We start from the raw sequence: 12,106 nt of genomic DNA on the forward strand, positions 1-12,106 counted from the left end.
GTCCATGACGCCGCCGCCTCGCTCGGGCTCAGGCTCCCGCGGAGCGCAGGATCTGGTCCAGCCAGGACTTGCGCGCCTCGAGGGCGGTGGCCGCCTCCTTCTCGGCGCGGGCGTCGCCCGCGGCGCGGGCCTGGGCCAGCTGCTGCTCGAGGGCGTCGATCGCCTCGTAGAGCTGGGCCGCCGCGCCCTCGGCGCGAGCCTTCTTCTCCGGGTCGCTGCGGCTCCAGCGCTCCTGGTCCGCCTCACGGACGGCCTGCTCGACCGCCCGCATCCGGCCCTCGACCCGCTGGACGTCGTTCCGCGGGACCTTGCCCGCCTCGTCCCACTTGTCCTGGATCGGGCGCAGCGCCGCCTTGGCGGCCTCCGGGTCGGTGACCGGGAGCAGTGCCTCGGCCTGCTCGAGCAGCGCGAGCTTCACCTCGAGGTTGGCCGCGTACTCCGCGTCGATCTGGGCGTTCTCGCTCTCGCGAGCCTCGTAAAAGGCCTGCCGGGCAGCGCGGAAGCGCGCCCACAGGGCGTCGTCCTCCTTGCGGCTGGCGCGGCCGGCCGCCTTCCAGCGGTCCATGAGCTCCCGGTAGGCCGCGGACGTGCGCCCCCAGTCGGTCGAGGTGGACAGCGCCTCGGCCTCGGCGATGAGCTGCTCCTTGGCCCGCTTGACCTCCGACTGGGTGGCGTCCAGCTGGGAGAAGAAGTGACCCCGGTTGCGGTCGAAGGTCGTCCGCGCCCGCGAGAAGCGCTTCCAGAGCGCGTCCTCGGTGGGCCGGTCCAGACGCGGCCCCGAGCGCTGGGCCTGCTTCCACTGGTCCAGGAGGGTGCGCAGCTCGTCACCGCTGGAACGCCAGTGGGTGCTGGCCGGGTCCGCGGCGGCGATGGCCTCCGCGCGCTCGACCACGGCGGTGCGCTCCTCGAGCGCCTTGGCCTTGGCAGCCTCGCGCTCCGCGCTGATCTCCTTGCGCCGGGCCGCGGCGCGTTCGCGCAGGACCTCGACGCGGGCACGCAGACCGTCGAGGTCACCGACGGCCGCCGGCTCGGCCAGGGCCTCGATGAGCGTCGTCAGGGTCTGGTCGATCTCCTTGGTCTGCAGCTGGGGCAGCCGGGTCTCGAAGAGGAGCACCTGGGCCTGGAGGTCGAGGAAGCGGCGCACGTAGAAGGCCAGGGCCTCGTCCATGTCCGCACCGGTGTACTGGCCCACCGTGCGCTCCCGGGCGGCCTCCCGCACCCAGACGGTGCCGTCGGGGTCCACCCGGCCCCAGGCGGCCGCCGCGGCGGCCTCCTTGGCGTCGTCGAGGACAGGGGTGACCACGGCCGGCGCGGGCGCGGCGCCCTGCGGCGCGCGGGCCGCGGGCTTGCGCAGCGCCGAGGGCTTGGGCAGCGGCCGCGGGACGGCCGCCGGCCGGGGCGCGGGCGCGGCCGCCTGCGCGGCCTCCGCCTCGATCGTGCCGCCAGGCTCGGCCGTGGCCGGCTCGGCGGACGCGTCGGCCTGCTCGGCGGGAGCCGGTGCCTGGTCCGTGGGAGCCTCCGCCTGCTCTGCGGACGCCTCGGCCTGCTCGGCGGGAGCCGGTGCCTGGTCCGTGGGAGCCTCCGCCTGCTCGGCCGGAGCCTCGGCCTGCTCGGCGGGGGCGTCGGTCGGCTCGGCGGGAGCCTCGGTGGACTCTGCAGCAGCGTCAGCCTGCTCGGGTGCCTCCGCTGCTGCGTCCGCCTGCTCGGCGGGCGCCTCCGCCTGCTCGGTGGGCGCGTCGCGCTGCTCGCCAGGAGCCTCGGCCGGCTCGGACGCCTCGGCCGGTGCCTCCGGCTGCCCGGTGGGGGTGTCAGCGGCTGCGGTCGCCGCCTCCGGCTGCTCGGCCGGTGCCTCGGGCTGCTCGGCGGGGGTGCCAGCGGCTGTGGTCGCCGCCTCGGGCTGCTCGGCCGGTGCCTCAGCCGGCTGCTCGCTGGGAGCAGCGGCCTGCTCGGCAGCCTCGGCGGGGGCCTCGGCCTGCTCGCTGGGGGCCTGGGCCTGCTCGGCCTCCGTCTCCTCGACGGGAGCGTCCTGCGTGGCAGCAGGCGCAGGCGGCAGTCCCCCCTGCTCCGTCAGCGCAACGCTCTCGATCGCGTCCGCTGTCGGCTCGTCCGCGGGGTGCGGGGTCTGCTGCTCAGTCAATGGTCACTCCTTCGATGGTGACGGGAAGGGCCGGCTGCTCAGTGCCCTCGACGGTGCCCGCCGAGCCGACCTGCTGGAGGATGTCCAGCCCTTCGGTCACACGACCGAAGACGCTGTAACCGCCGGCGGTGTCCGACGGAAGTGGGACGTCGGCGAACACCATGAAGAACTGGCTGCCCATCGACTCTGCATTGTTGCTCTGACGCGCCATGGCGAGGGTGCCCGCCGGGTAGACGTCGTCCTCGGGCGCGTTCTCGACCGGCCCGAAGCTGTACCCCGGTCCGCCCGTGCCCGTGGCGGTCGGGTCACCGCACTGGAGCAGGGAGTCGGGAAGCAGCCGGTGGCAGGCGGTGCCGTCGTAGAAGCCGTCACGCGCCAGGCGCAGGAAGTTCGCCGCCGCCTGGGGCGCGTTCTCCCCGTCGATCTCCATCGCGATGTCGCCGGCGCTCGTCTGGATGGTCACGTCCCACGTGCGGCCCTCGGCCTCGGCCGGGTCCGGTGCGGCGTCGTAGAGCTCGGGGTCTGTCGTCGGGAGCGCAGCGGGCGCCTCGGTCGGTGCGGTGGTGGCCGTGTCCGTCGGCTGGGCCTCCGGCTCCTCGGCGTCCGGCCGGTTGATCAGGAGGAGCGCGATGACCGCGGCCACCACGGCGAGGCCGACGATCGTGGCGACGACCATCGTCGTGCGGCGTCGGCGCGCGGCCTTCTCGCGGCTGCGCTTGTCCCAGCTCTCCTGGCGGCGCTTCTGGTACGCGCGCTCCTGCTTGCTGCTGCGGGTCACGAATTCTCCTGGTGGTGGTGCCCGGCGGCACCGCGACGAACGAACGCCGACAAGTCTAGGCGGAACCAGGCCCGGCCGTGACCGTCCTCACGCCCGAGTGCTGCCCGGCTCGTCGGCAGGCGCCCCGGAGACCGCTGGCTAGGGTGGTCGGATGCTCCTCCACGGCCTGCGTTCGCCGGTCTTCGGCACCAACACCCTGGTCCTCGCGGCGGGTGCCGACGGGCCCGCCGTCGTCGTCGACCCCGGCGCCGGCTCCGCACCGCTCGTCCACGACGTGCTGCGCCGTCACGGCCTCCACGTGGGCGCCGTCGTCGTCACCCACGGGCACGCGGACCACCTGTGGGACTGTGCTGCCGTCGCGGGGGAGGCGCCGGTGCTCGTCGGGGCGCAGGACGCCGACCGCTTCACCGACCCGGCCGGCCACCTCGGCGCCGTCGGCGGTGCCTTCGCCACGCTCGCGGGCACACCGTGGCAGCCGGTGCGCGACGTCCGTCCGGTCGGCCCCGGCGCCCACGAGCCCGTCCCCGGCGTCGTCCTCCACGCCGTCGCGGCACCCGGCCACACGCCGGGCAGCACCCTGTGGCGGCTCGACGGCGTCACCGCCCTCACCGGGCCGGCCTTCGCCGAGGCGGGTGTCACCGCCCACGACGGCCCCGTCGTCCTCACCGGCGACGTCGTCTTCGCTGGGTCCGTCGGACGCACCGACCTCCCGGGCGGGGACGAGGCGACGATGCGCCGTACGCTGCGTGAGCTCGCCTCCTCGCTGCCTGCGGACGCCCTCCTCGTGCCCGGCCACGGACCCGCGACGACGACGGCGCGCGAGCTCGCGACCAACCCCTTCATCGCCCGCGCGCTGGCCTGAGCCCGGCCCAGCCGCCGAACCTCACTAGGATCGCTCCCATGGCCCGTCCCACCCCCCTGTCCGGATTCCCCGAGTGGCTGCCCGCCGAGCGCGCCGTCGAGACCCACGTCCTCGACGTCCTGCGCCGCACCTTCGAGCTGCACGGCTTCGCGGGCATCGAGACCCGCGCCGTCGAGCCCGTCGAGGAGCTCCTGCGCAAGGGGGAGACCTCCAAGGAGGTCTACGCGGTCAGCCGCCTCCACGACGAGGGCGGCTCCTCCTCCGAGAAGCGCCTGGGCCTGCACTTCGACCTCACCGTGCCGCTGGCCCGGTACGTCCTCGAGCACGCCGGCAAGCTCGTCTTCCCCTTCAAGCGCTACCAGATCCAGAAGGTCTGGCGCGGGGAGCGCCCGCAGGAGGGCCGCTTCCGGGAGTTCACGCAGGCGGACGTCGACGTCGTCGGATCCGAGACGCTGCCTTTCCACTACGAGGTCGAGCTGCCGCTCGTCATGGCCGAGGCGCTGTCCGCGCTGCCCGTCCCGCCGGTACGCATCGCCGTCAACAACCGCAAGATCGCCGAGGGCTTCTACACCGGCATCGGGCTCACCGACGTCGAGGGGGCGCTCCGCGCCATCGACAAGCTCGCCAAGATCGGACCCGACGCCGTCGCCGAGCTCCTCGAGAAGGACGCCGGCGCCACCCCCGAGCAGGCGCGCCAGGCACTCCAGCTCGCCGCGATCAGCGGCAGTGACGCGGGCGTCGCCGAGCGCGTGCGCGCCCTCGGCGTGAGCACCCCGCTCCTCGAGGAGGGCCTGTCCGAGCTCGTCGCGCTCGTCGAGGCGGCCGAGGAGCGCGTCCCGGGCACCGTCGTCGCCGACCTCTCGATCGCCCGCGGCCTGGACTACTACACCGGCTCGGTCTACGAGACGACGCTCGTCGGGCACGAGGACCTCGGCTCGATCTGCTCCGGTGGCCGCTACGACTCCCTCGCCTCCGACGGCTCGCGCACCTACCCCGGCGTGGGCCTGTCCATCGGCGTGTCCCGGCTCGTCGCGCGCATCCTCGGCGCCGGCCTGGCCACCGCCAGCCGCGCGGTCCCCACCGCCGTCCTCGTCGCCGTCGGCTCGGAGGAGGAGCGCCGCCGCAGCGAGGACGTCGCCGCCGCCCTCCGCGCCCGCGGCATCCCCACCGACGTTGCCCCCACCGCCGCGAAGTTCGGCAAGCAGATCCGACACGCCGACCGGCTCGGGATCCCCTTCGTCTGGTTCCTCGGCGCGGAGGGGCACGAGGTCAAGGACATCCGCTCCGGCGACCAGGAGGCCGCCGACCCCGCGACCTGGACCCCGCCCGCGGAGGACCTCCTGCCCACGGTGCAGCGGACCTGAGATGACCCACGCCTCCGGGGAGCCGCGCGACGACGTCGTCACGCGCCTGCGCACGCTCGACGAGCGGCTCGCGCACACGGCGCTGCCGCTCGCCCTCCCCGGCGTGGAGGAGGCCCGCCGGCTGCAGCGCGGCCTCGTCGACCAGCTGGAGGACTACGTCCTGCCCCGGGCCGAGCGCCTCGACGCGCCCCTGCTCGCCGTCGTCGGCGGCTCCACCGGGGCGGGCAAGTCGACGCTCGTCAACTCCCTCGTGGGCCAGGAGGTCTCGCGCGCGTCGGCGATCCGGCCCACGACCCGGCGCCCCGTCCTCGTCCACCACCCCGACGACGCCGCCTGGTTCACCGGCGACCGCGTGCTGCCCGGGCTCGCCCGTGTGCAGGGCTCGGCACCGGCCGCGCCGCAGGTGGAGGAGGAGCAGCCGATCACCGAGCTCGGCCTCGTCGGGGCCGGGTCCGTCCCGCGCGGCCTCGCCCTCCTCGACGCACCGGACATCGACTCCGTCGTGTCGGCCAACCGCCGCCTCGCCACCCAGCTCCTCGCGGCCGCCGACCTGTGGATCTTCGTCACGACGGCGGCCCGCTACGCCGACGCCGTGCCCTGGGAGCTGCTGCGCGAGGCGGCGGCCCGGCGCGTCGTCGTCACCGTCGTCCTGGACCGCGTGCCACCCGGCACGGCCGGGGAGATCCGCGCCGACCTCGCCGACCGCCTCGAGGCCGAGGGCCTCGCGCACGCGCCGCTCTTCGTCGTCTCCGAGCAGCCCGCAGGGGCGGCGCGCCGCCTGCCCGACGCCGACATCGAGCCCGTGCGCACCTGGCTCACCGGGCTCGTCGCCGACGCCGGCACCCGCGCGAGCGTCGCCCGCCAGACCCTGTCCGGGGCGGTCGCCGGCGTGCTGCGCGGCACCGCCGACATCGCCGGCGCCGCGGACGCCCAGGCCCAGGCCGTGGACGCCCTCACGGCAGCCGCCGTCGAGCACCACGCGGCCGCGTCCCAGGAGGTCATGGCGGCCACCGAGGACGGCACGCTGCTGCGCGGGGAGGTCCTCGCCCGGTGGCAGGAGTTCGTCGGCACGGGGGAGTGGCTGCGGGGCGTGGAGGCCGCCGTCGGCCGCCTGCGCGACCGCGTGGCGGGCTTCCTGCGCGGGCGCCCGCCCACCCAGGCGCGCGCCGAGGAGGCGATCGAGAGCGGGCTCGTCACGCTCGTCGTCTCCGAGGTGGAGCGCGCCGAGCGCGAGACCCGCCGCGCCTGGCAGGGCCTGCCGGGCGGGACCACGGCCCTCGAGGGCCTGCCGCCCCGGCCCGCCGCCGCCGACCGGCCCCGCCTCGCCGAGGAGGTCTCCGCCGAGGTGCGTGACTGGCAGCGCGCCCTCCTCGAGCGGGTACGCGCCGAGGGCGAGGACCGGCGCGTGCGCGCCCGGATGCTCTCCCTGGGCGTCAACGCCTCCGGCGTCACGCTCATGCTCGTCGTCTTCGCCTTCTCCGGCGGCCTCACCGGCATCGAGGTGGGCGTGGCCGGCGGTACGGCCGTCGTCGGTCAGAAGGTGCTCGAGATGGTCTTCGGTGACCAGGCGGTGCGTGAGCTCGCGCGCCACGCGCAGCGCGACCTGGGTGAGCGGGTGGACCGGCTCCTCGAGGAGCACCGCCGCCCCTGGCTCGAGCGTGTCACGGCGCTGGGCGTGGACGCCGGCGCCGGGGACGGGCTCCGCGCGGCCGCCGACGCGGTGCGGTCCATCGAGGGGGGCCGATGAGGCGCCGCTCCCGGGCGCCGCTCCTCGAGGAGCGCGTGAGCGCCCTGACGACGGCCGTGGAGCTGGGCGAGGGCACCGTGCCACCGGCCCGTCTGCGGCCGGCCCGCGAGGTCCTCGAGCGCGCCGGCGCCCGCAGCGCCCTCGCGCCCGGCGTCACCGTCGCGGCCCTGCTCGGTGCGACGGGCTCGGGCAAGTCGAGCCTGTTCAACGCCCTCGTCGGTGAGCCGCTGTCCGCCGTCCACGCACGCCGCCCGACCACCACCCAGCCGCTGGCGGCCGTCTGGGACGCCCCCGGTGCCACCGGCCTCCTCGACTGGCTCGAGGTTCCCGACCGGCGGCTGCGGCCCACCGACCCGGCACTGTCCGGCCTCGTCCTCCTCGACCTCCCGGACATCGACTCCACCCGTGTGGAGAACCGTGCCGTCGCCGCCCGCCTCGCCGAGCGGGTCGACGCCCTCGTGTGGGTCCTCGACCCGCAGAAGTACGCCGACGCCGTCGTCCACGAGGAGTACCTGCGCCCGCTGCGCGAGCACGCGGCCGTGAGCGTCGTCGTCCTCAACCAGGCCGACCGGCTGCCCGCCGACGAGCTGCCCGGCGTCCTCGCCCACCTGCGCCAGGTGCTCGCCGACGACGGGATGGGCGACGTCGAGCTCCTCACCACCTCCGCCCGCACCGGCGCCGGCGTGCCCGAGCTCCGCAGCCGGCTCGCCCGGCTCGCGGGGGAGGGGCGCGCGGCCCGGGAGCGGCTCGAGGCGGACGTGCGCACGGTCGCCGGCAGCCTGCGCGACACCGCCGGCGGTGGGTCCTCGGCGCCGGACGCCGGTGACCTCGTCGACGTGTGCGCCTCGGCGGCCGGGGTGAGGGAGGTCGTCACCGCCGTCGAGCGCTCCTACCGCCGTCGCGCCGGCCGGCACGTGGGCTGGCCGCCGCTGCGGTGGCTGGGTCGACTGCGCCCGGACCCCCTGCGGCGCCTGCACCTCGAGAGCCCCGCGGCCGGTGCGTCGTCGCTGCCCGCGCCGACTCCGGCGCAGGAGGCGGGTGTGCGCACCGGCGTCCACGACCTCGCGTGGGGCGCCACCGAGGGCATGGCCGAGCCCTGGCGGGGCGCGGTCACCCAGCGGACCGAGGACCGGGTGCCGGTGCTCGTCGACGCGCTCGACACCGCCGTCGCCGGCACCGACCTGGGCGCCGAGCACCGTCCGTCGTGGTGGCGGCTGTGGTCGGTGCTCGGGCTGCTCCTGTTCACGACGGCGCTGGCCGGGGCGGCGTGGCTGGGCGCCCTGGCCGTGCTCGGCTACCTCCGCCTGCCGGAGCCCGAGACACCGATGGCCGGGCCGCTGCCCTGGCCGACGGCGCTGCTCCTCGGTGGTCTCGTCGCTGGGCTGCTGCTCGCCCTCGCGGGGCGGCTGCTCGCACGGGTCGGGGCGCGACGCGCGGCCCGGCGCGCCCGCGGTCGCCTGTCCGCCGCCGTCGAGGGCGCGGCCACGCGGGTCATGGTCGAGCCGCTGCGCGCCGACCTGGACCGCTACCGGGAGTTCTCCGCCGCGGTGGAGCTCGCCGCCCGGTAACACCGAGAGCCGGCTGCCCGCGAGACGTCGCTGTCCACCTGCCGGCCTACCCGCGTGTCGTCCGAGCTCCCTCGCCCGCTCAGCCCTGGCTGAGGTGAACCGGGTAGCTCACGGCGCCGCTCCGCCCACCAACGCCGAGAGCCGGCCGCCCGCTGCTGCGGACGACCGGCTCCCAGGGACGCTGACGTGTCAGCGGCGGGGCTTGCGCGGGCCGGGGCCCGTGTCGGGACGGATCTTCAGCGGGCGGCCGGCGACGCGCGCGGCGGCGATGCGCCGGCTCGTCTCCGGGCTCAGCTCCTGGCTGATCTCCACGAGGGAGAAGCTCGGGAAGATGTCGATCTTGCCGAGGTCCTGGCCGCGGAGGCCACCCTCGCCGGTGATGGCCCCGACGATCGCGCCCGCCTGGACGCCGTCGCGGTGGCCGACCTCGACGCGGTAGCGGGTGCCGTTGCCGTCGCGGTGACGCGGGCGGGTGCCGGCGCGGCCGGTGCGCGGGCCGGCGTGACGGTGGGCGTTGTCGCGCCCCTCCTCGAAGGTGGCGCCGACGAACTCGCCGGAGGAGTCGTAACGCTCCTCGCGACGCTGGCGGGGGCCGGAGTCCTCGAAGCCGCGCTCCTCGCGGGGCGCGGGGCCGTCGTCGCCGACGGCGATCGCGAGCAGGGCGGCAGCCATCTCGCGCAGGTCGTGCTCGGACCCGTCGAGGATCTCGCGGTAGAGGTCGAGACGGCCGGCGGCGAGCCGGTCCCCGACCTTGGCGAGCATGGAGTTGGCCCGGTGGGCGGAGACGTCCGCCGGGCTGGGGATGTCGGCCTCCTTGAGGCGGCTGCCCGTCGCGCGCTCGATCTGGCTCAGCTGGCCCCGCTCGCGGGGGGTGAGGAAGGTGAGGGCGCGACCGCTGCGGCCGGCGCGGCCGGTGCGGCCGATGCGGTGGACGTAGGTCTCGGTCTCGCGCGGCACGTCGAAGTTGACGACGAGGCCGATGCGCTCGACGTCGAGCCCGCGGGCGGCGACGTCGGTCGCGACGAGCACGTCGAGCGTGCCCGAGCGGAGCCGGTCGATGAGCTTCTCGCGGTCCTTCTGCGCGACGTCACCGGAGATCGCGGCGGCCTGGATGCCGCGGCCGGCGAGCTCGATGGCGACCTCGTCGGCGGCGGACTTGGTCCGGACGAAGACGATGGCGGCGTCGACGTCGCTGACCGCGAGGACCCGGGCCAGCGCACCGGTCTTGTGACGGAAGGGCACGACGGCGTAGGTCTGCTCGATGTTGCTCACCGTCGAGGACGCCGGGGTGACGCTGACGCGGACCGGGTCGTTGAGGTGGGTGGCGGCCACGCGCTTGATCGCGGCCGGCATGGTCGCGGAGAAGAGGGCGGTGCGGCGGCCGGCGGGGACGCGGGCGGCGATCTGCTCGACGTCCTCGGCGAAGCCCATGCGGAGCATCTCGTCGGCCTCGTCGAGGACGAGGAAGCGCACGTGCGAGAGGTCGAGGCTGCCCTTCTCCATGAGGTCCATGACGCGGCCGGGCGTGCCGACGACGACCTGGGCGCCGTCACGCAGCCCGCGCAGCTGCGGGGTGAAGCTCGAGCCGCCGTAGATCGGCAGGACGGTGAGGCCACGCTGGTGCGAGGCGAAGGTCGCGATGGCGTCGCTCACCTGGAGCGCGAGCTCACGGGTGGGGGCCAGGACGAGGGCCTGCACGGCGCGCAGCTTGGGGTCGACGGCGGCGAGGAGCGGCAGCCCGAAGGCGGCCGTCTTGCCGGTGCCGGTCTGGGCGACGCCGACGACGTCGCGGCCGGCGAGCAGCAGCGGGATCGCCTCGGTCTGGATGCCGGTGGGGGTGGTGAAGCCGAGGTCGACGACCGCGGAGAGCAGGTCGTCGGGGAGCCCGAGATCGGCGAAACCGGTCTCCGGGCGTGCGGGGGCAAGGTCAGTGAGGACAGCAGTCAAGAAAAGACAACCCATCAGATAGCGGAGTGGGGCTTACACGCACGCCAGGCAGGCGACGCACCCTCCGCGATGGGCCCCGACCAGCGACACTTCCGCACGGGACCTGAGGCGGCACATACACACTCCAGGAGCCATCAGACTACCGGCTGGACGGCCTCCGGCGTGGGAGAGGGCGCGGTGACGCTCCGCACACGCACGCGCCCTGCCCGCCGAGAGCCGAGTCCCGCCCCGCGCTCAGCGGTCCCGCGTGCGGGCTCCGGCGGCCGTGGCGAGGAGCCCGACGGCGGTCGCGAGGAGCAGGCCGGCGAGGTAGGCGACCGTGCCGCCGGAGTCGATGAGCGCGAGGACGAGCGCGCCCGAGACCGCCAGCCCGGTGGCCGCACCGAGCGCGTCGGCCACCTGGAGGGAGGCGCTCACTGCCCCGTGCTGCACCGCGGGCGTCAGCCGCAGGGCGAGCACCGTGAGCGCCGGGTAGACCATCCCGATGCCCAGACCGGCCACCGCCGCACCCGGCACCGCGACCCAGGGGCTGAGACCGGGCAGCGCGGCACCCGCCGTCACCAGCGTGCCGGCCGCGAGCACCAGCGGCCCCGCCCAGGCGAGGCGACCCCGGCCGGCGGTCGTGCTCACCCGCCCCTGGACGAAGGCGCCCACCGCCCAGGTGAGGGAGGAGACCGCGACGACGAAGCCGGCCGCCGTCACCGTCCACCCGTACTCGCGCACGAGGAGGAGCGGCAGGAAGGTCTGGCTCGTCATGAACGTCGCGTTGAGCAACGCCCGGCAGGCGACGGCGGCGGGCACACCGCTGCGCAGCCGCACCGTCCCCGACGGCAGCAGCCGCGGGAGCGACACCGCGAGGACGACGACGGCGACCCCCACCGCGGGCAGCGACCACGTCTCCTGCGCGCTCCCCGCCACCTGGAGCACGGCGACGGCGGCACCCGCGGCGGTCGCCGCGAGGACGAGCCCGCGGACGGCGGGCTGCTCCGCCCGCTCCGCGTCGCGGCCGGGCATGTGGCGCAGGAGGGGCGCAAAGGCCAGCGTCACGACGGCCATGAGCGCCGCCGCCCCGAGGAAGACCCAGCGCCAGGAGGCGTGGTCCACGACGAGCCCGGTGAGCGCCGGACCGCCCAGGGCCGGCACCACCCAGGCGGCGGAGAACCACGCGAAGAAGCCCGGCTGGCGGGCGGCCGGGACGATCGCCCCGACGAGCACGTACAGCGGAACGATGAGCAGCCCACCGCCCAGGCCCTGGACACCGCGCCCCACGGCGAGCACCGCCATCGACGGCGCCGTCCCGGCGAGCAGGAGGCCGAGCGGGAAGAGGACGAGCCCGAGCAGGAGGACGGGCCGCGGGCCCCGCACGTCGGCCCAGCGCCCGGCCACGGCCGTCGCGACGAGCTGGGCGGCCAGCGGCGCGCCGGCCGCGACCGGGTAGAGCCGCAGGCCGTCGAGCTCGGCGCTCACGGCGGGCAGGGCGGCGCTGGCGGCGAGGTTCTCGAAGGCGACGATCGTGATGAGCGCGACGGACGCGACAAGCAGCAGCCGCACGAGGTCCGGCGGGGCCGTCACCGGGGCAGGCGTGCGGGTCATCCCCGGATCATCGCCCCTCGGGGACCCGGGGTGGTAGCCGGGCCCGGTGGGCGAACTAGGATTGCCCGAGCGCCCGCCCGTCTAGCGGTGCGCCCGACCAAGGGAAGGAT

The 12,106-nt window shown here is 76.0% G+C and carries 8 protein-coding genes; 4 read left to right on the forward strand and 4 right to left on the reverse strand.

Annotated elements, in window-relative coordinates; genetic code table 11:
- Positions 1–28: 28 nt before the first annotated feature.
- Together H9624_RS02770 and H9624_RS02775 are read right to left on the reverse strand one after the other, a co-directional pair.
- Positions 29–2,137, reverse strand: coding sequence for a DUF349 domain-containing protein (locus H9624_RS02770; RefSeq protein WP_251838372.1), 2,109 nt, complete (start codon positions 2,135–2,137; stop codon positions 29–31).
- Positions 2,130–2,915 (reverse strand): peptidylprolyl isomerase, encoded by a 786-nt coding sequence (locus H9624_RS02775; RefSeq protein ID WP_251838373.1) that lies wholly within the window; start codon positions 2,913–2,915, stop codon positions 2,130–2,132. Before H9624_RS02775 ends, H9624_RS02770 begins: the two co-directional genes overlap by 8 nt.
- 151 nt (positions 2,916–3,066) lie before the next feature.
- On the opposite strand from H9624_RS02775, the gene H9624_RS02780 reads away from it, so the two are divergent.
- From H9624_RS02780 to H9624_RS02795, 4 genes are read left to right on the forward strand one after another with little or no spacing between them, the layout of a single operon-like run.
- Positions 3,067–3,777 (forward strand): MBL fold metallo-hydrolase, encoded by a 711-nt coding sequence (locus tag H9624_RS02780; protein ID WP_251838374.1) that lies wholly within the window; start codon positions 3,067–3,069, stop codon positions 3,775–3,777.
- 38 nt (positions 3,778–3,815) lie between these two features.
- A complete protein-coding gene (hisS, locus tag H9624_RS02785; RefSeq protein ID WP_251838375.1) occupies positions 3,816–5,141 on the forward strand; it encodes a histidine--tRNA ligase in 1,326 nt (441 codons plus the stop codon).
- Between the two features lies 1 nt (position 5,142).
- The gene (locus H9624_RS02790) at positions 5,143–6,888 is read left to right on the forward strand and encodes a dynamin family protein (protein ID WP_251838376.1); all 1,746 of its coding nucleotides are present in this window, start codon (positions 5,143–5,145) and stop codon (positions 6,886–6,888) included.
- Positions 6,885–8,456: a GTPase gene (locus tag H9624_RS02795; RefSeq protein ID WP_251838377.1), complete on the forward strand. Its 1,572-nt coding sequence runs from the start codon at positions 6,885–6,887 to the stop codon at positions 8,454–8,456. The genes H9624_RS02790 and H9624_RS02795 overlap by 4 nt, the downstream gene beginning before the upstream one ends.
- A 189-nt stretch (positions 8,457–8,645) precedes the next feature.
- On the opposite strand, the gene H9624_RS02800 is transcribed toward H9624_RS02795, so the two are convergent.
- Together H9624_RS02800 and H9624_RS02805 are read right to left on the reverse strand one after the other, a co-directional pair.
- Positions 8,646–10,418: a DEAD/DEAH box helicase gene (locus tag H9624_RS02800; protein ID WP_372435085.1), complete on the reverse strand. Its 1,773-nt coding sequence runs from the start codon at positions 10,416–10,418 to the stop codon at positions 8,646–8,648.
- A gap of 219 nt (positions 10,419–10,637) precedes the next feature.
- The gene (locus H9624_RS02805) at positions 10,638–11,996 is read right to left on the reverse strand and encodes an MFS transporter (protein WP_251838379.1); all 1,359 of its coding nucleotides are present in this window, start codon (positions 11,994–11,996) and stop codon (positions 10,638–10,640) included.
- Positions 11,997–12,106 lie beyond the last annotated feature (110 nt).

The organism is Oceanitalea stevensii (assembly GCF_014837105.1).
In the GTDB taxonomy this organism is placed as follows: domain Bacteria; phylum Actinomycetota; class Actinomycetes; order Actinomycetales; family Actinomycetaceae; genus Oceanitalea; species Oceanitalea stevensii.

Bases quoted from the DNA above. Each gene is read 5' to 3' on its own strand.
- H9624_RS02780 (WP_251838374.1), top strand. From the start codon at position 3,067: ATGCTCCTCCACGGCCTGCGTTCGCCGGTCTTCGGCACCAACACCCTG.
- hisS (WP_251838375.1), top strand. From the start codon at position 3,816: ATGGCCCGTCCCACCCCCCTGTCCGGATTCCCCGAGTGGCTGCCCGCC.
- H9624_RS02790 (WP_251838376.1), top strand. From the start codon at position 5,143: ATGACCCACGCCTCCGGGGAGCCGCGCGACGACGTCGTCACGCGCCTG.
- H9624_RS02795 (WP_251838377.1), top strand. From the start codon at position 6,885: ATGAGGCGCCGCTCCCGGGCGCCGCTCCTCGAGGAGCGCGTGAGCGCC.
- H9624_RS02800 (WP_372435085.1), bottom strand. From the start codon at position 10,418: ATGGGTTGTCTTTTCTTGACTGCTGTCCTCACTGACCTTGCCCCCGCA.
- H9624_RS02805 (WP_251838379.1), bottom strand. From the start codon at position 11,996: ATGACCCGCACGCCTGCCCCGGTGACGGCCCCGCCGGACCTCGTGCGG.